We start from the raw sequence: 22,867 nt of genomic DNA, 5'->3' as shown, positions 1-22,867 counted from the left end.
ATTTTAAATTTCTCTCTAATAACTCACAAAATAAATTAACTTTGTGTTTTAATTTTCACGACAAATAACTCAACTAAATGATTCATTTCTTCGGAAACCAAAACAGCAAAGTATATGCTGTTCAAGCAACAAAAGAATTATCAACGGTAACCATTTCAAAATTGACATGGTTATTTGGCAACCAGCCTAAAATAAAACAAGCATCACTCGATGCTTTTTTTGTTGGACCAAGAGCTGCAATGATAACACCTTGGAGTACAAACGCAGTAGAAATTACTCAGAATATGGGAATTTCTGATATTATTAGAATAGAAGAATTCACTTCTGTTTCTAATGATTTTTCAAATTATGACCCAATGATTTCTGAAAAATATCAAAGTTTGAATCAAGAAATATTTAAAATTGATATTCAACCAGAAGATATTTTAAACATAGAAGATATTTCAGCCTATAACGAACAAGAAGGCCTATCACTTAGCGACGAAGAAATTACATATTTAGAAGAAGTTTCAAAAAAAATAGGACGACCATTAACGGATTCTGAAGTCTTTGGGTTTTCTCAAGTTAACTCAGAGCACTGTCGTCATAAAATATTCAATGGTACATTTGTTATTGATGGCGAAGAAAAAGAAACGTCCTTATTTAAACTTATTAAAGAAACATCAAAACAAAATCCCAACGATATTGTCTCAGCATACAAAGACAATGTTGCCTTTATAAAAGGACCAATTGTAGAACAATTTGCACCAAAACGTGCAGATATACCAGATTACTACGCTACAAAAGATTTTGAGTCTGTAATTTCATTAAAAGCAGAAACCCACAACTTCCCAACAACTGTTGAGCCATTTAATGGTGCAGCCACCGGTTCTGGTGGAGAAATTAGAGATAGACTTGCAGGTGGAAAAGGCTCACTACCTTTAGCTGGCACTGCGGTTTATATGACATCTTACTCAAGATTAAACGACGAACGTCCTTGGGAAAAAGCATTCCCTGAACGTAAATGGTTATACCAAACGCCAATGGATATTTTAATCAAAGCTAGTAATGGTGCATCTGATTTTGGTAATAAATTTGGTCAACCGTTAATCTGTGGCTCAGTTTTAACTTTTGAGCATAGCGATAACAACGGTAAAATTGGTTACGACAAGGTAATTATGCAAGCTGGTGGTATTGGTTATGGTAAAGCAGAACAAGCCATTAAAGACCTGCCAAAAGATGGTGATAAAATAGTAATTCTTGGTGGTGACAACTATCGAATTGGCATGGGTGGTGCTGCAGTTTCTTCTGCAGATACTGGCGAATTCGCATCAGGAATAGAATTAAATGCCGTACAACGTTCTAATCCAGAAATGCAAAAACGTGCAGCTAATGCGGTACGAGGAATGGTAGAGAGTGACGATAATTTCATCGTTTCTATTCACGATCATGGTGCTGGTGGACATTTAAATTGTTTATCAGAATTGGTAGAGGATACAGGTGGACATATAGATTTAGATAAATTACCAATTGGTGACCCAACATTGTCGGCTAAAGAAAAAATTGGCAACGAATCTCAAGAGCGAATGGGATTAGTAATTGCCGATAAGCATCTAGAAACTTTACATAAAATAGCAGACAGAGAACGCTCACCAATTTATGATGTTGGTGAAGTAACAGGAAAACATAGGTTTACTTTTGAGTCTAAAACTACAGGTGAAAAACCTATGGATTTAGCTCTAGAAGATATGTTTGGAAGTTCTCCAAAAACTATTATGAATGATATTACGGTTGAAAAAGAATACAGTGGCATTTCTTATAATACCAAAAAATTCTACGATTATTTAGACCAAGTGTTACAACTTGAAGCTGTTGCCTCTAAAGATTGGTTAACAAATAAAGTAGACCGATGTGTTGGCGGAAAAGTTGCCAAACAACAATGTGTTGGTCCATTACAATTACCATTAAATAATGTTGGTGTGATGGCTTTAGATTTTAAAGGTAAAGAAGGTATTGCAACATCAATTGGGCACTCGCCTATTTCGGGTTTAATTAATCCTGAAGCAGGAAGTAGAAATTCTATTGCTGAAGCTTTAACTAATATTATTTGGGCACCATTAAAAGATGGTCTTAAAAGTGTTTCCTTATCTGCCAATTGGATGTGGCCTTGCAAAAATGAAGGTGAAGATGCGCGTTTGTATGAAGCTGTAAAAGCGATTTCAGAATTTTCAATAGATTTAGGTATTAACGTACCAACAGGAAAAGATTCATTATCCATGAAACAAAAATATCCTGATGGTGATGTTATTTCTCCTGGTACAGTTATTATTTCTGCTGCTGCAAATTGTAATGATATAACAAAAGTTGTAGAGCCTGTTTTACAGAAAGGTAAAGGATCTATTTACTATATTAATCTATCTCAAGATTCTTATGAGTTAGGTGGAAGTTCTTTTGCACAAATCAATAATAAAATAGGAAATACAACACCTAATATTAAAAGTGCAGATTACGTAAAAACGGTATTCAACACCATTCAAACCTTAATAAAAGATAATCAAATTGTTGCAGGACATGATGTGGCTTCTGGTGGCTTAATTACCACATTATTAGAACTTTGTTTTGCTGATAATAATTTAGGTGCTGAGTTAGATTTAACCAGTCTTGGAGAAAAAGATTCCTTTAAAGTATTATTTGCTGAAAATGCAGGACTTGTTTTTCAGTCTAAAGATGATTCTATCGAAACTGAATTATCTAATGCAAATATTGAATTTCATAAAATTGGAGAAGTTACTGAAAGTGATGTTTTAGGTATTATTAATGATAACGAAGTATTTACCATGACGGTTTCGAGATTAAGAGATATGTGGTATAAAACCTCTTACTTACTCGATGAGAAACAAACAGCGAATGGTTTAGCGAAGCATAGATTTGATAATTATAAAAATCAAGCTTTAGATTTTAAACTTCCAACACATTTCACTGGTAAATTAGATACTATACCTTCTAATGCAGTAAGACCAAAAGCGGCAATTTTAAGAGAAAAAGGCTCTAATTCAGAAAGAGAAATGGCAAATGCCATGTATTTAGCTGGTTTTGATGTTAAAGATGTACACATGACGGATTTAATTTCCGGCAGAGAAACCCTAGAAGATATTCAGTTTTTAGGTGCTGTTGGTGGCTTTAGTAATTCTGATGTTTTAGGTTCTGCCAAAGGTTGGGCGGGCGCCATAAAATATAATGAGAAAGCGAATAAGGTAATTAATGATTTCTTTAAAAGAGAAGACACCTTATCTGTTGGGATTTGTAATGGCTGTCAGTTAATGATGGAATTAGATTTGGTAAATCCTGAGCATGAGAATCACGGAAAAATGACTTATAATGATTCTCACAAACACGAAAGCGGTTTTACTTCGGTTAAAATTCAAGAAAATAATTCAGTAATGTTATCAAGTTTAGCTGGTAGTACTTTGGGTGTTTGGATTTCGCATGGTGAAGGAAAATTTAGCCTTCCTTATGCTGAAGAAAAATACAATATTGTGGCTAAATACGGTTATGAAGAATATCCTGCAAATCCTAATGGCTCAGATTATAATACTGCAATGCTCAGTGATAAAACAGGAAGACATTTAGTAACTATGCCTCATATAGAACGCTCTATTTTTCAATGGAACTGGGCCAACTATCCGCAAGATAGAAAAGATGAAGTTTCACCTTGGTTAGAAGCTTTTATTAATGCAAGACTGTGGATAGATAATAAGTATTAAAATTCTACAAAAACCAAAACCCAGAAATACCGAAGTAATTTTCTGGGTTTTATCATGAAAAAAGAAAAATATTAAAATTTATAAGTAGGGCAAAATACCATAACTAGACTCTAACATACCTACGGCTAGCATGGCACCAATACACACTATGAGTATAGCTAAAGGTATTACCAATTTGTCTACTTTAGAAAGCGTTTTTGGTCTGTCTTTATCACCTATTAATCCATTATTATCTAAAAACATTGCTAATGCCCAGGCCAGCACAGGGTTAGTAACCATAGCCGTAAAAATACAGATACCAGCTGCTTGAGAGCAGGCACTTTTTCTTACCATTTGTATACCAGCTTCAATCATTGGTAAAAACACACCAACTAATAATGCAATTGCTCTTACTGGTGGCCACACTGCTATATCCATAGGAAACCCCAAAATAGCAACAATAATCACCATTAAACCGAGTAGAATAGCACCTGCCGGAATTGGTCTTTTTGCAATGGCAGCAGGTATCATATACGTTCCCCAAGATGATGTTATGTTACCACCACCAACAGCTGTACCAACCATTTGTCTTATAGAACACATAGTCATAGTATCATCTACATCCATAAGTACTTTTTCTGTGTTTTTAGGGTAATTCATTTCTTGAAAAATACGATGACCTAAAAAATCTGGTGACCACATAGCCACAGCCAAAATAGCAAATGGTAAAGACGCTAAAAAATGTTGTGTATTTGGAAGGCCAAGCATCCAGCCTTCTTCTGTATTTCCCCACCAATAGACAGGGTTTAAATTTGGCAATCCTACTTCGGTAGTAAACTGCAGGTCAAAACTCGCGCCACCTATTAAGGCTAATATTAAAGCTGTAATAGCACAAGCAGGTATAGCTAACCAACGTTTTTCAATACGTGCAAGAAAACTATATAAAATTACAGTTACACCCAAAATTAAAAGTCCTAAGAATCCCATAGAACCAGCCTCAATTGTACCAGACTCTAATCCCATACTCCAGTTTTGTATGGTCTCTATTTGAACCAAAGCACCAGAAAAGCCCAAAAATATCAATAAACCACCAGCAACGCCTTTACTCGTTAAATTAACGAGGCGAGAACCACCTTTAAAAAAACTAAGAAGTAAACCAAAAACACCAATTAATATGGCTAGTGCTAAAGGGTGAGCACCTGCTAAAGCTATACTTGCTATTAAAGGAATCATAGGACCATGGTTACCTGCTAAATTTGCTTTAGGATTAAAAAAACCAGAAGCTAATATCACAAATAATAAAGCCGGAATTAACATTTCTACTCGAGACACTTCTATGGCAAATTCTTTACCTAATGTAATGTGGTCCCACGCTTCGGTTAAACCTTCTGCCCAAGCCATCATTACAGAAGAATACATGGCAATAATACCTAAAGTTCCGGCAAAAGCTGGTACTAAATCTTCCCATTCAAATCTAAAATCTCTTCCAGGTAAATTTAATCTATACCGTCTAGGTTTCATTATTTGTAACTCATGATCTAAATATTCTGATCGGGTTTCAAACTCCGTTGCCCTTTTATGTTCTTCCTTGTAAGTTTTCATACGCTTTTATTTTCAGCATGAAATAGTTAAACTAGTATTTTGTCTTAAATATGACGCAACACATTGCCCTTTAACAAAGTGGCAAAACTCTGTAAAGACATGTATTACAAATAATTATATTAATTGAACGTATTAGATAAAAGGCGTTAATTCACTTTAACCTTTTTAAAATAGTGACTTAGAATATCAGATGCTTGTTGTAATTCTTCTTCGGTATTTTCTCTAGCATCTTTTAATTCATAATCCCAACCTAAGGCTTCCCATTTATGAACACCTAATTTGTGATAGGGTTGTAATTCTATTTGCTCTATTGACGAATAATCTTTGAAATGATTTCCTAATTGATGTAATAATTCTGGATCACTTGTTAAGCCTGGAATTAAAACATAACGTAACCACATTTTTTTTCCTGAATCTTCCCTATGCTTTGCTAAATTAAATGCTATTTTCTTGTTTGCTTGTCCGGTTAAAGACACATAACCTTTTTCTGTCATATGCTTTATATCTAACATAATTAAATCAGCATAATCATCTAATAGCTCGGTTGAAAAATGATTTAATATTCTACCATTGGTATCTATATTGGTATGAATACCTTCTTCTTTTAACCTCTTAAAAAATGGAATCAATGATTTGGCCTGCAACAAAGGTTCACCTCCAGAGACCGTAACACCTCCTTTTTTACCAAAGTAAGGTTTCATTTTAATTGCCATTTGTACTAATTCTTCTATATGATATTCTTTACCACCAGAAGTTGCAATAGAATCTGGATTATGGCAATACAAACATTTAAGTTTACAGCCTTGCAAGAATACTATAAATCGTATACCAGGACCATCGTGTGTTCCGAAGGACTCAATAGAATGTACTCTTAATATGTTCTCAGCTGTTTTGATAGGACTAGGTTTTAAAATTAAGCATCTAGACAATAAACAGTATTTATTACCTAGATGCTCTCAAAAATAATAATAAATTTACATGGATTCGTGGAAAGAACGTGTGATTACTTCTAATTGCTGCTCTTTTGTTAATCTTACAAAATTAACAGCATAACCAGACACTCTAATTGTTAATTGAGGGTATTCTTCTGGATGTTCCATGGCATCTAATAATGTTTCTTTGTTTAAAACATTAACATTAACATGCTGTGCATTTCTTGAAAAATAACCATCTAAAATAGACGTTAAGTTTTCTATTTGATCTTCTTCGTCCGCACCTAATGATTTAGGTACAATAGAAAAAGTATTTGAAATGCCATCTTGAGAATCCTCATAGTTAATTTTTGAAACTGAATTTAGTGATGCTATAGCGCCATTACTATCTCTACCATGCATTGGGTTTGCACCTGGTGCAAATGGCACACCTAAATCTCTACCATCTGGTGTAGACCCAGTTTTCTTACCATAAGATACATTTGATGTAATAGTTAATACAGACAACGTAGGCTCTGCATTTTTATATACTGGTAATTGTTTTAACTCGTTGTTGAAGTCAGCTACTGCTTTTGCAGCCAAATCATCTACTCTATCATCATCATTACCATAGCAAGGGAAATCGCCTTCTATTAAGAAATCTACAGTTAAACCATCTTCATCTCTAATTGGTTTTACTTTTGCATATTTAATAGCTGAAAGTGAGTCTGCAACAATAGATAAACCTGCAATACCATATGCAATATTAATATTTGGATTAGTATCTATTAAAGCCATTTGAGCTTTTTCGTAATAATACTTATCATGCATGTAATGAATAATATTCATAGAATCATTGTAGACACGTGCCACTTCTTTCATGGCAATTTTAAAGTTAGCCATTACTTTATCGAAATCTAAATACTCATCTGTATATTCTGGAATTCCATGTACAACTTGTCTACCTGTAAACTCACATCGTCCTCCATTAACTGCTAATAATAAAGTTTTAGCAAGATTAGTACGAGCACCAAAGAATTGAATGGATTTACCTAATTCTTGATAAGATACACAACATGCAATACCATAATCATCTGATCCACGTTTAGTACGCATTAATTTATCATTTTCAAATTGAATTGAAGACGTATCAATTGCTACTTTAGAACAGAAATCTTTAAAGTTTTGTGGTAAATCTTCAGACCAAAGGATTGTCATATTTGGCTCAGGTGAAGGGCCTAAATTGTATAACGTATTTAAGAATCTGAACGATGTTTTAGTAACTTTTGTTCTACCATCATCAAACATACCACCAATAGCTTCAGTTACCCAAGTTGGATCACCAGCAAATATTTCATCGTAAGCTCCCATTCTTAAATGACGAACCATACGTAACTTCATTACAAACTGATCTATATACTCTTGCGCTTGCTCTTCATTAATTAAACCGTCTTCTAAATCATTCTCAATATATATATCTAAAAATGTTGAAACGTTTCCTAAAGACATTGCTGCACCATCTTGTTCTTTTACAGCCGCCAAATACGCCATATATGTCCATTGTACTGCTTCTTGTGCATTTTCTGCTGGTCTACCTAAATCTAAATCATATTTAGCACCCAACTCAATCATCTCCTTTAATGATTTAATTTGTTCTGCAACTTCCTCACGTAGACGAATTACAGCTTCTGTCATTGGGCCTGTTATTTTCTCTAAATCATCTTGTTTAGTTTCAATTAAATAATTGATTCCATATAATGCTACACGACGATAATCACCTATTATTCTACCTCTTGCATAATTATCTGGTAAACCTGTTAAAAAACCTAAAGAACGGAATTTTTTAATCTCAGAAGTATAAGCATCAAAAACACCATCATTATGAGATTTTACATATTTAGAGAATAACTCAGTTATAGCTTCATTAGGTTTAAGTCCTTGCTCTGAAAGCGCTTTTTGCACCACTTTAAAACCACCAAATGGTTTCATAGTTCTTTTTAATAATTCGTCTGTTTGTAAACCAACTATTACTTCGTTTTCTCTATCTATATAACCAGCATTAAAAGCACTTACCGTAGAGATAGTTTCTGTATCTACAGAACGAACTCCATTATTTTGTCTTTCTTCTTGAGTTGCCTTTTTACATACATCCCATAATCGTTGAGTTTTAGCACTTGGGCCAACTAAAAATTCACTAGTGCCATGATATGGTGTAATATTATTTATTACAAAATCTCTAACATTGACCGATTCAGTCCAAATTCCATGTTTAAATTCTTTTACTTCCATCTTAATTATTTATTAATATTTTGTTTTTCTTCTTGACACTTCAAAGTTAAACACCATGTTATTTAATAAACCTGACTTTTATCAGGTTACTCTAAAACTTGGCCGTTTTTAAGCGATTTATTTACGAAAACGTTTGAAAAACTCCCTTTTCACCTAAAAAAATGACGGATATCAGTAAAAAAAGCTATAAATCTTCAAAGAACAACCTAAGCCTATTTCACAATTAGTTACTTAATTACATATTAGTAATAGAAATATTTTATTATAACTATATAATTAAGTACAAAAAAAGCCCTTCTATCAACAGAAGGGCTTTTAAAAAAATTTACGTTGTTACTTAATTTGAGATAATTATATATTTTGAAACATTTAACCCGTTAGAGTTTGTTAAATTAAGTACATAAGTCCCCATTTCTATTTTAGAAACATCTATGGAAAACTTTGAATTAATAAAAGCTGGCTTACGGTCTAGAATTAATTGCCCTGTTAAACTATATAGTTTTACAGAACTAATTTCAGTATCATTTAACACTTTAATAGTGAATTGTTGACTTGTAGGTACAGGATATATAATAATTTTATTTGCAAAATCCTCATCGTTTACAGAAAGACTTTCTGTGCCAAAAAACTCAATCTCTGCTATAGTACTCCATGCACTTGTTCTTGTATCACCTGCACTATTATACCTTCCGTAACCTATCATTTTTACGTAACGTGCAGCCACTGTAAGTTCATATTGGTTAAAATCCATTGTGTTAGTAGCAGTTAATAATAAGTCGTCTACTTCTGGTAAAACTTTTGTGAAATCTGCATCTGCTGTACCTGTTGTTGACACCCATATTTGATACCCAAAAGGATCTGACTTATTTGTAGTACTAAATTGTATTAAATCTAAATTGTATTCAGCACCTAGATCATAAATAATATACTCTCCATCTCCTTTATAATCACCAGAAACAACAGCGCCATCTTGAGCTGCCCAAATAGAACTACTAGAGTTATCTTTATCTAAAGTATTAATAGCAATCTCTGGCGGACTATCACTTGCATTATCGCTCGAAAAAGAATGAATAGAAACTGGTCCTCCTCCTGGCACATCATTGATAAGATCATATAAGTCCGTTAGATCCGCACCTTCTTGTGTTACCGTTAATGTTCTTACTATATCATCTCCTCCTGGGTCTTGGGTAAATGTTACAGTACCTACTCTATTTGATGTTTCTATATTCTCTGTAACTGAAACAGATACAGTTTCATCACCAGTACCTGCGGTAATATCTATAGAAATCCATGTGTCGTTAGACATCGCTGTCCAGCTTACGTTTGCAAAAACAGAGACATCATAACTGTTTGCCTCGGGTGCTAACGGGTCTAAGGTACTTACTATTAAAGATTCTGGAATCTCTATAGTACAATTCCCATCTGTTATATTATTACCTAAATTATCTACAAAACAAGCTCCAATTCCATAACCAACCATAGTATCTGTAATTGGTGTGTAAGTGCCTAAATCTGCTCCCTTACCAGTAGATCCTGCTCCAGCAAAAGTAAATATTTCACCACTAGGAGTCGCTGTAATACCTGTTTCCTCTGAGAAACCAGTATTAGTTTCTCCTAAAACCGTACCTGTATATACATTACCAGTATAAGTAAGTGCTGTTCCTAAATCGGTATAAGATGTCGCTGTATCACCTGTAAAAACATCCGTGATATTAGCATTACCAGCTTCAAAATAAATTAAATTATTAGCTACGGTACCTGTTGGATCTGTAGACCCTTTATCTGTATTATAAAATAACGGTGCATTAGTATTTACAATAGAATTATTAGAAATATTTATATTTTGAGATTGTTGGTAACCATTAGAAACACTGGTAGATGTACACAAAACAGCATCATTTGCACTTCCTCCTAAAAAGGTAATTCCGTTATTCCATTTTGCCTGATCAATTACCGTTATACAATCTTGAATGTAATTATTAGTAATGGTATGATCGCTATCTGTAATTCTTATACCTCCTGTTCCGTCAACATTTTCGCCCAAAAAATAATTTCCTTCTACTGTAGCATTAGAACCGTGTCTTAATACTAAAGAACCTCTACATCTTCTAAAGGTATTATTTACATAACTATTGTTTTTACTCTTATTAGTTATAATTTCATTTTCACCGTCGGCTTCAACAAAATAGTTATTACTAACTGTTACATTGCTATTAACATTTTGATATTCACTTGTACCAATTCTAATGGTTTCACTATCGCCAGAATTACTTAAGGTATTATCTATTTTTTCATAATTATAAAAATAATTATTACTTATTGTGTGCCCAACAATATCACAACGTGTATTGGTAACGCCTTCATCTGGCGTGGCATTATAAGCGTATTCGGCCAAAATTAAAGCACCTGCACTTGCTTTGTTCATAAAAGAACAGTTTATTACTGTATTGTAAGTTCCGTATAATACAATCCATCTGTGTTTTGTGATAGATCCATCAGCTAAATCATCTGCAACATCATCTGGTTCAATTTCCAAACCATCTATAACACAATTTTGTATGGTGCTATGGTTAGCATAATCGTAACCATCTCTAAATTGAATAAAGTTACTAGCACCATAACCACCTTGCCAATGAAAACCATCAACAACAACATAGTCACCTCCAATATTCATTTTTAATCCTCCAGTAAAAACAACACCTCCTGGTGTTTCTGATCTAAAAATAATTGGGTTATCTGAAGTACCATTTCCAATAAAATCTATTCGCTCATCGGTATTATAAATACCATTTTCTAAAATAATTACATCACCTGGTACATAAGTTTGATTTTCAAGTGCACCCGGATCATTAATATAATATGTTGTTTGGGCAAAAACGGATATTGTAGAAGCCAATAAAATTGTTAGCATTAGCAATTTACGCAACTTTAAATTGTAGAGAGAGTTCATAAGTTTATTAATTTAGTTAAATATTGATATTCAGAACGTTAAAAACTGGGAAACCAGATTGGTTAACCAATTTTTAAATAAGTATAAATTTACAAAAAAATATAATTAAAAAAATTTTGAATTACGAAATTGGTAAAATTATTAAGCTTTTATTAATAAACTACTCATTTTTGTTAAGCATATTTGTAAATACTATTTATTTTCATAATTTGCGATGATTTAATTTTAATAAACTAATGACTGAAATAACACGACTTTTTGATTTTCCTTATTATCAACTTAAGCATAAGCCAACAGATGCGGCCTTTGTAACTAAATATGATGGAAAATGGACACCAATCTCTACACAAGAGTATATTAACAAGGGCAATGCTATAAGTAGAGCTTTATTAAAATTGGGTGTTCAAAAAAATGATAAAATAGCGGTTATTTCTTCAACAAATAGAACAGAATGGAATATTATGGATCTAGGTGTTCTGCAGGTTGGTGCACAAAATATCCCTATATATCCTACTATTTCAGCTGAAGATTATGAATATGTTCTTAACCACAGTGAATCTATCTATTGCTTTGTGTCTGACGCAGAAGTTTTAGAAAAAGTTAAAAAAGTTCAAGCAAATACTAAACTCAAAGAAGTTTATTCATTTAATCAAATTGAAGGCTGTAAACATTATTCAGAATTATTTGAATTAGGTAAAGATGAAAGTACACAACCAGAAGTTGAAGCTAGAAAAAATGACGTAAAACCTGTTGATTTAGCAACAATAATTTATACATCTGGCACAACCGGAAAACCAAAAGGTGTAATGTTATCGCACTGGAATATTACCAGCAACGCCTTAGACAGTTCACCAAGAGTTCCTTTACTAGAAGGAGAAAACAAAGTTTTAAGTTTTTTACCTATTTGTCACATTTTTGAACGTTTATTAATCTATGTCTACCAACACTCTGGTGCATCTATTTATTTTGCTGAAGCCATTGATAAAATTGGAGATAATGCTAAAGAAATTAAACCTAATTTAATGAGTGTTGTCCCTCGTCTACTTGAAAAGGTATTCGATAAAATTATACTGAAAGGAGAAGAACTTACTGGTTTAAAAAAGGCATTATTCTTTTGGGCAGTTAAACTTGGTGAACAATGGGAACCGTATGGTGCTAATGGTGCATGGTATGAGTTTAAATTAAAAATAGCCAACAAATTAATTTTTAGTAAATGGCGCGAAGCTCTAGGCGGAGAATTACACACCATGGTTTCTGGAAGCGCTGCTCTACAACCAAGATTAGCCAGAATATTTGGCGCAGCAAAAATGTTAGTAATGGAAGGTTATGGGTTAACCGAAACCTCTCCTGTTGTTGGTGTAGGCCTTTATAAAAACAATGGTTATAAAGTTGGTACAGTTGGTAAACCTATTGATAATGTTGAGGTAAAAATTGCAGATGATGGCGAGGTTTTAATTAAAGGTCCAAACGTAATGTTAGGATATTATAAAGACCCAGAAAAAACAGCCAGTGTAATGACCGACGATTATTTTCACACAGGAGATAAAGGAATTATTGATGCAGAAGGCTTCTTAAAAATTACAGGTCGTAAAAAAGAAATGTTTAAGACTTCTGGTGGTAAATATATCATTCCTCCACTATTAGAAAACGATATGAAACAATCGCTTTTCATTGAACAAATAATGGTTTTAGGTGAAGGCGAAAAAATGCCTGCAGCTTTAATTCAACCAAATTTTGATTTTATTCGCGATTGGATTGACCATAAACAAAATGGTGTAGGCAAAACTAACGAAGAAATAGCAAACTCAGAAGTTGTTATTAATCGTATACAATTAGAGATTGATAAATACAATAAGAATTTTGGAAAATGGGAACAAATTAAACGTTTTGAACTCACACCAGACATTTGGTCTATTGAAGGTGGCCAACTTACGCCTACTATGAAAATGAAACGCGCAATTATTAAGGATATCTACCAAGACTTATACGATAAAATTTACCGTTAAATTACAGTACATTTTTCTTATTTACGTCACTTATTAATATTATTTTTATCTTATTTTTTAGAAGCTTTTGCTTGTAAATCATCCAAAAACGTATGCATAATTAACAATATACATGCCTAATAATTAAGATAATCATAAAAAAGTATCCTTTAAAAAAAGCTTCCCAAAATTATCAGCCTTGATAATTGAAATATTGATAATCTAATATTTTTTAAATTTATTATGCATGCATAGTATTTTTTTACTATATTTGGTTTTCAATATTGTTCTATGAAAGACAAAACTATAGATTACATACTGAGAACCACATGGTTAGCTGTAAATAAAATGTATAATGAAGAGGCGCTTAAATTCGACTCAACCATGGCAACCGGGTTTGCTTTACTAAGTATTGACCCAGAAAACGGTACACCATCTACATCATTAGGCCCAAAAATGGGTATGGAAGCCACCAGTCTTTCTAGAACTTTAAAGACCATGGAAACTAAAGGTCTAATAGAACGTAAACCAAACCCAGAAGATGGTAGAGGTGTCTTAATCTTTCTAACAGACTTTGGAAGAGAAAAAAGAGCCTATTCAAAAGAACGCGTTATCACTTTTAATGAAACCATTAAAGCTAATGTTAGTGAAGAAGAACTCGCCAACTTTCAAAAAGTTGCAGAAGTTATAAACAACATGATTTCAAATAAACAGATATACAACAATAAAGAACACATTTTAAAGTAAGATGAGTAAACGTAGAATTAAAAAAGTAGCCATTATCGGTTCAGGTATTATGGGTAGCGGAATCGCATGCCATTTTGCCAACATTGGTGTAGATGTACTATTATTAGACATTATTCCAAGAGAGTTAAACGACAAAGAAAAGGCTAAAGGCTTAACTTTAGAAGACAAAGTCGTTAGAAACAGATTAGTAAATGATGCCTTAACCGCATCACTTAAATCTAAACCCTCTCCTATTTACAATCAAAAATTTGCAAGTCGTATTACAACAGGTAATTTAGAAGACGACATTGCCAAAGTAGCTGACGTAGATTGGATTATGGAAGTTGTTGTAGAACGACTTGATATTAAACAACAGGTCTTTGAAAAACTTGAAAAATACAGAACACCAGGAACATTGATAACTTCTAATACTTCTGGAATTCCTATTAAATTCATGAATGAAGGACGTAGTGAAGATTTTCAGAAGCATTTCTGCGGAACACACTTTTTTAATCCAGCACGTTATTTAAAGTTATTCGAAATCATTCCTGGACCAAATACAGATGCTTCTGTACTTGAGTTTTTAAATGAATATGGCGAAAAATTCTTAGGAAAAACATCTGTTGTTGCTAAAGATACACCTGCTTTCATTGGAAACAGAGTTGGTATTTTTAGCATACAAAGTTTATTTCATGCAGTAAAAGATTTAAACTTAACAGTTGAAGAAGTAGATAAATTATCTGGCCCAGTAATTGGTCGTCCTAAATCAGCTACGTTTAGAACTGTAGATGTTGTTGGATTAGATACTTTAGTTCACGTCGCTAACGGAATTAGAGAAAACTGCCCTAATGACGAGCGTTTAGAGTTATTTGAATTACCAGATTTCATCAACACCATGATGGAAAACAAATGGTTAGGTAGCAAAACAAAACAAGGTTTTTATAAAAAGACTGTTAATGCAGAAGGTAAAAAAGAAATTTTAGCCTTAGATTTAAACACCTTAGAATATAGACCTTCTAAAAAAGCAAAATTTGCAACTTTAGAACTTACGAAAACGATTGATAAAGTTGTTGACCGTTTTAAAGTACTAGTAAAAGGAAAAGATAAAGCTGGTGAGTTTTACAGAAAAAGCTTCACTGCATTATTTGCTTACGTGTCTAATCGTATTCCAGAAATTTCAGACGATGTTTATAAAATTGATGATGCCATGAAAGCTGGTTTTGGTTGGGAACATGGTCCTTTCCAAATTTGGGATGCAATTGGTGTAGAAAAAGGTATCGAATTAATGAAAGCCGAAGGTTTAGAACCTGCTGCTTGGGTGAATGAGATGCTTGCTTCTGGTAGCTCTTCATTCTATACTGTAAAAGAAGGTGCAACATATTTCTATGATATTCCTTCTAAAACACAAATAAAAATACCTGGTCAAGATAGTTTCATCATCTTAGATAATATCCGTAAAACAAACGAAGTATTTAAAAATTCTGGTGTTGTTATAGAAGATATTGGAGACGGAATCCTTAACGTAGAATTCCAATCTAAAATGAATACCATTGGTGGAGACGTGCTTGCAGGATTAAATAAAGGTATTGATTTAGCAGAAAAAGATTTCGCTGGATTAGTAGTTGGTAACCAAGGTGCAAACTTCTCGGTTGGAGCAAACATAGGAATGATTTTTATGATGGCTGCAGAGCAAGAGTATGATGAACTTAATATGGCTATTAAATACTTCCAAGACACCATGATGCGAATGCGCTACTCTTCTATACCTACCATTTCTGCACCACACGGAATGGCATTAGGTGGTGGATGTGAGTTATCATTACACGCAGATAAAGTGGTTGCAGCTGCAGAAACTTACATGGGACTTGTAGAGTTTGGTGTTGGTGTAATTCCTGGTGGTGGTGGTTCTAAAGAAATGGCTTTAAGAGCACAAGATATGTTCCAAAAAGGAGACGTTCAACTTAATGTGTTACAAGAGCATTTCTTAACTATTGGTATGGCAAAAGTATCCACTTCTGCTTATGAAGCTTTCGATTTAAACCTACTTCAAAAAGGAAAAGATGTGGTGGTTGTAAATAAAGATCGTCAAATAGCAGTTGCAAAACAACACGCTATGTTAATGGCAGATTCTGGTTACACACAACCTGTAAAACGTACTGATGTAAAAGTATTAGGTAAGCAAGCTTTAGGTATGTTCTTAGTAGGTACAGACTCTATGCAAGATTCTAATTACATTTCAGAACACGATATGAAAATTGCTAATAAATTAGCTTACGTAATGGCTGGTGGAGATTTATCTGAACCAACTTTAGTTAGCGAGCAATATTTATTGGATTTAGAGCGTGAAGCATTTTTAAGCTTATGTACAGAACGTAAAACTTTAGAACGTATTCAGCACATGTTAACCAAAGGAAAACCATTACGTAATTAAAATTACTAAGCAATTAGCCATTAGCCTTTAGCTGTTGGCAAATTGCAGCAAACAAAAACGCTAAAGGCCAAAAGCTAATAGCTAAAAGCATAAAAGATGAAAACAGCATATATAGTAAAAGCATACAGAACAGCAGTTGGTAAAGCACCTAAAGGCGTGTTCCGTTTTAAAAGAACTGACGAATTAGCAGCAGAAACCATCAAACACATGATGAAAGAACTGCCTAATTTAGACCCAAAACGTATTGACGATGTTATTGTTGGTAACGCAATGCCAGAAGGTTCTCAAGGTTTAAATATGGCACGTTTAATCTCTTTAATGGGATTAGATATTGTAGATGTTCCTGGAGTAACCGTTAACCGTTTTTGCTCTTCTGGAGTAGAAACAATTGGTATGGCAACTGCAAAAATACAAGCCGGAATGGCTGATTGTATTATTGCTGGTGGAGCAGAAAGTATGAGTAGTGTACCAATGACAGGTTTTAAGCCAGAACTTAACTACGACATTGTAAAAGCTGGACATGAAGATTATTATTGGGGAATGGGAAATACTGCAGAAGCTGTTGCTAAACAGTTCAACGTATCTCGTGAAGACCAAGATGAATTTGCTTACAATTCACATATGAAAGCATTAAGAGCGCAAGCTGAAAATCGTTTTCAGGATCAAATTGTACCAATTGAAGTAGAACAAACTTATATTGATGCTAACGGTAAAAAAGCAACAAAATCTTACACAGTAACTAAAGATGAAGGTCCACGTAAAGGAACTAATCTTGAAGCTTTAGCAAAACTAAGAGCAGTATTTGCTGCTGGAGGAAGTGTTACTGCTGGTAACTCGTCACAAATGAGTGATGGTGCTGCTTTTGTAATGGTTATGAGTGAAGACATGGTTAAAGAACTAGGTTTAGAACCAATTGCAAGAATGGTAAACTATGCAGCAGCAGGTGTAGAACCTCGTATTATGGGAATTGGGCCAGTAAAAGCAATACCAAAAGCATTAAAACAAGCAGGTTTAAAGCAAGACGATTTAGCGTTAATTGAATTAAACGAAGCCTTTGCTTCGCAATCTTTAGCTGTAATTAGAGAGTTAAACCTTAATCCAGATATCATTAACGTAAATGGTGGTGCAATTGCACTTGGTCATCCACTGGGATGTACAGGAGCAAAACTAGCTGTACAACTTTTTGATGAAATGCGTAAGCAAGACATGAAAGGAAAATATGGCGCAGTAACCATGTGTGTTGGTACAGGACAAGGTGCTTGTGGGATATTTGAGTTTCTTAATTAAGAATCAAGACGCATAGAACCAAGAAGCATGACGAAAACTAAACGCTATGCATAACTTCAAGAAATTAAAAATTTGGAATGAAAGTATGGAGTTAGTTTCAGAGTCTTACAAAATAACTCGAAGTTTTCCAAAGTTTGAAACTTATGGATTAATGAGTCAAATGAATAGATGCGCTGTTTCTATTCCTTCTAATATATCTGAAGGAACTAGCAAAAGTTCAAATAAACATTTTGCAAATTATTTAGAGCACAGTTTAGGTTCGGCATTTGAATGGGAAACACAACTAAATGTCGCTTTTAATGAAAGTTATATTTCAGAAGAAAAATTTAAAGAATTAGAAAACAAAATAAAACAAATACAAAAAATGATTTCAAGTTTCAAATCTGGACTAAAATAGTCTTGATTCTTGGTTCTTGTATCTAATAATCTAATATTAAACATGGCAACAGAAGAAAAAGAATTATTAAGAGGAGGACAATTCCTTGTAAAAGAAACAAATTGTGAAGACATTTTTACTCCTGAAGATTTTTCAGAAGAACAAACAATGATGAAAGAATCCGTAATGGAATTCAACGAACGTGAAATCATTGCACACAAAGCTAGATTTGAAGCTAAAGACTATGCATTAACTGAAGAAGTGATGCGTAAAGCTGGTGAAATGGGCTTTTTAGGTGTTGCTGTTCCAGAAGCATATGACGGATTAGGAATGGGATTTGTATCTACCTGTTTAACCTGTGATTATATTTCTTCTGGTACTGGTTCTTTTAGTACTGCTTTTGGTGCACATACAGGTATTGGTACTATGCCAATTACATTGTATGGTACAGAAGAACAAAAACAAAAATACGTACCAAAATTAGCTACAGGAGAATGGTTTGGTGCGTACTGTTTAACAGAGCCTGGCGCTGGATCTGATGCTAATTCTGGTAAAACTACTGCAGAGCTTTCAGCAGATGGTAAAAGCTACAAAATTAACGGACAAAAAATGTGGATCTCAAATGCAGGTTTCTGTAGTTTGATGATTGTTTTTGCTCGTATTGAAGACGATAAAAACATTACAGGTTTTATTGTAGAATATGATAGTGAAAATCCTAACGGAATTACTTTAGGTGAAGAAGAACATAAATTAGGTATTCGTGCATCATCTACTCGTCAAGTATTTTTTAATGATACTGTTGTACCTGTTGAAAATATGTTAGCTGGTCGTGGTGAAGGTTTTAAAATTGCCATGAATGCACTTAACGTTGGTCGTATAAAATTAGCTGCTGCTTGTTTAGATTCTCAACGAAGAATCCTAACCACTGCTGTAGAATATGCTAACGAGCGCAAACAATTTAAAACACCTATTGCAAATTTTGGTGCTATTAAAACCAAATTAGCAGAAATGGCAGCTAGTGCTTACGCTGGTGAATCTGCTACATACAGAGCTGCAAAAAATATCGAAGATAGAATTGCTTTAAGAGTTGCTGCAGGAAACACACATCAAGAAGCAGAACTTAAAGGCGTTGAGGAATATGCAATAGAATGTTCTATACTTAAAGTGGCTGTATCTGAAGATGTACAAAATTGTGCAGACGAAGGTATTCAGATTTTTGGAGGCATGGGATTCTCTGAAGAAACACCTATGGAAGCCGCTTGGAGAGATGCTCGTATTGCTCGTATTTATGAAGGTACTAATGAAATCAACAGAATGTTAACTGTTGGTATGCTTGTTAAAAAAGCAATGAAAGGTCACGTAGATTTATTAGGACCTGCTCAAAAAGTTCAAGAAGAATTAATGGGCATTCCTTCTTTTGAAACACCAGATTATTCTGAATTATTTTCTGAAGAAAAAGAAATGATTAAGAAACTTAAAAAAGCGTTCTTAATGGTAGCTGGTGGAGCAGTTCAAAAATTTGGTCCTCAATTAGAAGAGCACCAACAATTACTTATTGCAGCTGCAGATATCTTAATTGAAATCTATATGGCAGAATCAGCAATTTTAAGAACAGAGAAAAACGTAAAACGTACAAGTGAAGCAGAACAATCTGCTCAAATAGCAATGGCTAAATTATATTTATATCATGCGGTAGATATCATTGAAGAAAAAGGAAAAGAAAGTATTATTTCTTTTGCTGAAGGTGATGAACAACGTATGATGCTAATGGGTCTTAAACGTTTTACAAAATATGCTAACTATCCAGACATCGTAGATTTACGTATTGAGATTGCAGAAAAAGTAAAAGCAGAAAACAAATACTGTTTCTAAATAATTCAATAATTAGACTAACTCAAATATCTCTAATTTTTAAGCCAATTCATTTACTTGAATTGGCTTTTTTATTTTTAGTATATTCGAAAATAATAAGATAACACATAATGAAATACCAATATTATTTAAGATTTCTGCTTGTCTTTTTGATTTCGAGCGTTTCCTATGCGCAGCAAATTTCTATTGGTGAGCGTTATAGTTTTGATTCTAAAATTCTGAAAGAGCAACGTTCTTATCAAGTATATTTACCACCTAGCTACAACGACAACCCTAAAGCAGAGTTCCCTGTTATCTATCTTCTAGATGGCGACTACAACTTTCACTACGATAGTGGTTTAATTGAATTTTTATCTAATTCTGCATTTACAATTCCTGAAGCTATTTTAATTGGTGTTTCGGACAATGGAGGAACCAAACAACTTCAAAATTCAGACCCTAAACAAAATGCAGATAATTTTATTAAATTCATTCAAACCGAATTAAAACCTTTAATAAATAAATCTTACAGAACTTCTACTTTAGATATCTTAATCGGACATTCAAAATTCGGAATATTAGCCACCCACTATTGGATGACAAATTCAAACGATTTTAATGTCTTTATAGCTATAGACCCTTCTTATTGGTTTAATGACTATGAAATTGTAAAACGGTTAGAAGAAGAATTAAAAAATGGATTTACAACCAACTCCCAACTTTATATAGCGCAAGCCAACACAGAAGGTATGGGTATTGATGAATTTGTTGCCATATTAAAACAACAAACACCGAAGCAAAGTAATTGGTATCTAAACACATATCCAGAGGACAATCATGGCTCCTTACACCTCAAAGCTATCACAGATGCTATAAATTCTGTTTTTATCGGTTGGGATTTAAATCGTGAAAAATTTTATTCATTAAAAAATGGAACCGAAGTTATTGATTACTATAAACAAATTAGCGACAAATTCAATACTGAATTTTTGTTACCATGGTATAGTCTAAGCAATATTACCTATTACTACATTCGCAATAAAAGGCAAGATGATTTATTACAAATGGAAGCTGGGATTAAAACCCATTTTCCTGCCAGTTTAGAGCAATTTCATATTCAGGTTGCCAACAATTTTTTAAGTTTTAAAAATTATGAGGAAGCCGAAAAACGTTTTAAATCCATCTTATTTTCTAATTCAGATTCATACAAAGCATTAGAAGGTCTTAGTAAAATAGCCTCAATTAAAGAGGATAATAAAACTGCAATTGATTATCTTGAAAAATCAATAATTATTGCAAAAGAACTAAAAATAAGACAATATTACCTCAATGAATTAAAGGCAAACTTAAATCAACTGAAACAATAGTAATATCACCTTTAGTGTATAAAACTACATTCTATGAATAATATTTTTAAATTATCATTACTCTTTTTAACAATTGCATCTTTTGCGCAATCAGACACAGAAGTATTTTTGTTTGATTTGGAAACAAATAATGCTAATATTAAAATTCAAAATGGTAAAAACATTTCAAATAACGAAGGTTACGATAACCAGCCGTCTTTTTTAGATGAACGTTATATCATCTTCGCTTCAACTAGAAATGGACAAACAGATATTGCCAAATATGATACGCGTTACAATGCTAAAATTTGGATAAACCACACAGAAGGTGGCGAATATTCACCTTTAAAAATTCCTAATAAACACGAGGTTTCTGCTGTGCGTTTAGACACAAATGGTAAACAACGCTTGTACACGTACAGTTTAAGTAATGGTAACTCAACAGAACTCATAGAAGATCTGGTTGTTGCTTATTACAATTGGTATAATGAAAACACTATAGTTTCAGCTGTTATTGAAGACAAGGATTTAAATCTCTACACCTCGTTTAATAGCCTTAAGTCTAATAGAAAATATGACACTAAAATTGGGCGTTCTATTCATAAAATACCGAATTCTAGTTTGGTGAGTTATATTTCAAAAAAAGATTCTATTACTTGGCAAATTCGTTCGTTAGATCCTTTAAGTGGTAAAACCAAATTTATGGCTAATACACTGCCAATGGTAGAAGATATTTGCTGGTTAGATGAAAACACCATACTTTCTGGCAAAGCAAATCGTTTGTACAAATTTACACTACATAAAGATAAAGATTGGAAACAAATAGCCGATTTATCATCTTATGACATTTTAAATATTACACGTATTTTAGTAAATAACACTACTTCAAAATTATTAGTAACAGGCGATATTAATACTAGTAAAAACGAAAATAATATCACAGCTGTAAATACAGTAGCACCAAAATTAGAAAACATAAGCTGGATTTCTGGCACGTGGCATGGTGAAGCTTTTGGCGGAAAAACCGAAGAAATTTGGAGTGAACCATCTGCAGGTTCTATGATGGCAACTTTTAAATTAATTAATGACAATAAGGTTACCTTTTATGAAATAGAAATTATTAGAGAAATAGAGAATTCATTAATACTTCAGTTAAAACATTTTGGTTCAGATTTAAAAGGTTGGGAAACTAAAGATGAAACAGTAGATTTCCCTCTTAAAGAAATCACAGAAAATAAAGTTGTTTTTGAAGGAATGACCTTTGAAAAAGTATCAGAAACTGAAATGAACATATACGTTGATATAACCGATAACGGTAAAACAGAAACCGTAAAATTTAATTACAAAAAGAAATTATAAAACAAAGCCTCATGTAAAAGTTATATAAATAG

The 22,867-nt window shown here is 33.2% G+C and carries 13 protein-coding genes; 9 read left to right on the top strand and 4 right to left on the bottom strand.

Going from position 1 to position 22,867, the window contains the following annotated elements:
• Positions 1–77: 77 nt before the first annotated feature.
• Entirely contained in the window at positions 78–3,743 is a 3,666-nt protein-coding gene (purL, locus tag GN138_RS07150) for a phosphoribosylformylglycinamidine synthase (RefSeq protein ID WP_157363108.1), read from the top strand.
• A gap of 78 nt (positions 3,744–3,821) precedes the next feature.
• Here purL and GN138_RS07145 read toward each other — a convergent pair whose 3' ends face one another.
• The 4 genes from GN138_RS07145 to GN138_RS07130 form a co-directional block, all read right to left on the bottom strand.
• Positions 3,822–5,324 carry a DUF3360 family protein gene (locus tag GN138_RS07145; RefSeq protein ID WP_157363107.1) on the bottom strand — a complete coding sequence of 501 codons (1,503 nt, stop codon included), beginning with the start codon at positions 5,322–5,324 and terminating at the stop codon, positions 3,822–3,824.
• A 146-nt stretch (positions 5,325–5,470) separates the two neighbouring features.
• The gene (pflA, locus tag GN138_RS07140) at positions 5,471–6,253 is read right to left on the bottom strand and encodes a pyruvate formate-lyase-activating protein (RefSeq protein ID WP_157363106.1); all 783 of its coding nucleotides are present in this window, start codon (positions 6,251–6,253) and stop codon (positions 5,471–5,473) included.
• A 45-nt stretch (positions 6,254–6,298) separates the two neighbouring features.
• Entirely contained in the window at positions 6,299–8,524 is a 2,226-nt protein-coding gene (gene pflB, locus GN138_RS07135; RefSeq protein WP_157363105.1) for a formate C-acetyltransferase, read from the bottom strand.
• Positions 8,525–8,861: 337 nt separating this feature from the next.
• Positions 8,862–11,474 carry a chondroitinase-B domain-containing protein gene (locus GN138_RS07130; RefSeq protein WP_157363104.1) on the bottom strand — a complete coding sequence of 871 codons (2,613 nt, stop codon included), beginning with the start codon at positions 11,472–11,474 and terminating at the stop codon, positions 8,862–8,864.
• 236 nt (positions 11,475–11,710) lie between these two features.
• Between GN138_RS07130 and GN138_RS07125 the strand changes: the two genes are divergently transcribed.
• From GN138_RS07125 to GN138_RS07090, 8 genes are all read left to right on the top strand, one after another.
• Positions 11,711–13,480, top strand: coding sequence for an AMP-dependent synthetase/ligase (locus tag GN138_RS07125; RefSeq protein WP_157363103.1), 1,770 nt, complete (start codon positions 11,711–11,713; stop codon positions 13,478–13,480).
• Between the two features lie 270 nt (positions 13,481–13,750).
• Positions 13,751–14,206, top strand: coding sequence for a MarR family winged helix-turn-helix transcriptional regulator (locus GN138_RS07120; RefSeq protein ID WP_157363102.1), 456 nt, complete (start codon positions 13,751–13,753; stop codon positions 14,204–14,206).
• Position 14,207: 1 nt separating this feature from the next.
• The gene (locus tag GN138_RS07115) at positions 14,208–16,616 is read left to right on the top strand and encodes a 3-hydroxyacyl-CoA dehydrogenase/enoyl-CoA hydratase family protein (RefSeq protein ID WP_157363101.1); all 2,409 of its coding nucleotides are present in this window, start codon (positions 14,208–14,210) and stop codon (positions 16,614–16,616) included.
• Between the two features lie 96 nt (positions 16,617–16,712).
• Positions 16,713–17,903 carry an acetyl-CoA C-acyltransferase gene (locus tag GN138_RS07110; RefSeq protein ID WP_157363100.1) on the top strand — a complete coding sequence of 397 codons (1,191 nt, stop codon included), beginning with the start codon at positions 16,713–16,715 and terminating at the stop codon, positions 17,901–17,903.
• A gap of 46 nt (positions 17,904–17,949) precedes the next feature.
• Positions 17,950–18,300 carry a four helix bundle protein gene (locus GN138_RS07105; RefSeq protein ID WP_157363099.1) on the top strand — a complete coding sequence of 117 codons (351 nt, stop codon included), beginning with the start codon at positions 17,950–17,952 and terminating at the stop codon, positions 18,298–18,300.
• Between the two features lie 42 nt (positions 18,301–18,342).
• Positions 18,343–20,151, top strand: coding sequence for an acyl-CoA dehydrogenase family protein (locus GN138_RS07100; RefSeq protein ID WP_157363098.1), 1,809 nt, complete (start codon positions 18,343–18,345; stop codon positions 20,149–20,151).
• A 110-nt stretch (positions 20,152–20,261) separates the two neighbouring features.
• Complete coding sequence (locus GN138_RS07095) at positions 20,262–21,497, top strand: alpha/beta hydrolase-fold protein (RefSeq protein ID WP_157363097.1); 1,236 nt, start codon at positions 20,262–20,264, stop codon at positions 21,495–21,497.
• A gap of 33 nt (positions 21,498–21,530) precedes the next feature.
• On the top strand, positions 21,531–22,835 hold the full coding sequence (locus tag GN138_RS07090) for a DUF6265 family protein (protein ID WP_157363096.1): 1,305 nt from the start codon (positions 21,531–21,533) through the stop codon (positions 22,833–22,835).
• Positions 22,836–22,867: the final 32 nt, after the last annotated feature.

Origin of the sequence: Winogradskyella endarachnes (assembly GCF_009741275.1) — a bacterium.
GTDB classification, from domain to species: domain Bacteria; phylum Bacteroidota; class Bacteroidia; order Flavobacteriales; family Flavobacteriaceae; genus Winogradskyella; species Winogradskyella endarachnes.
Note: the sequence above shows the minus strand (reverse complement) of the source record. Positions and strands in the feature narration are given on the sequence as shown.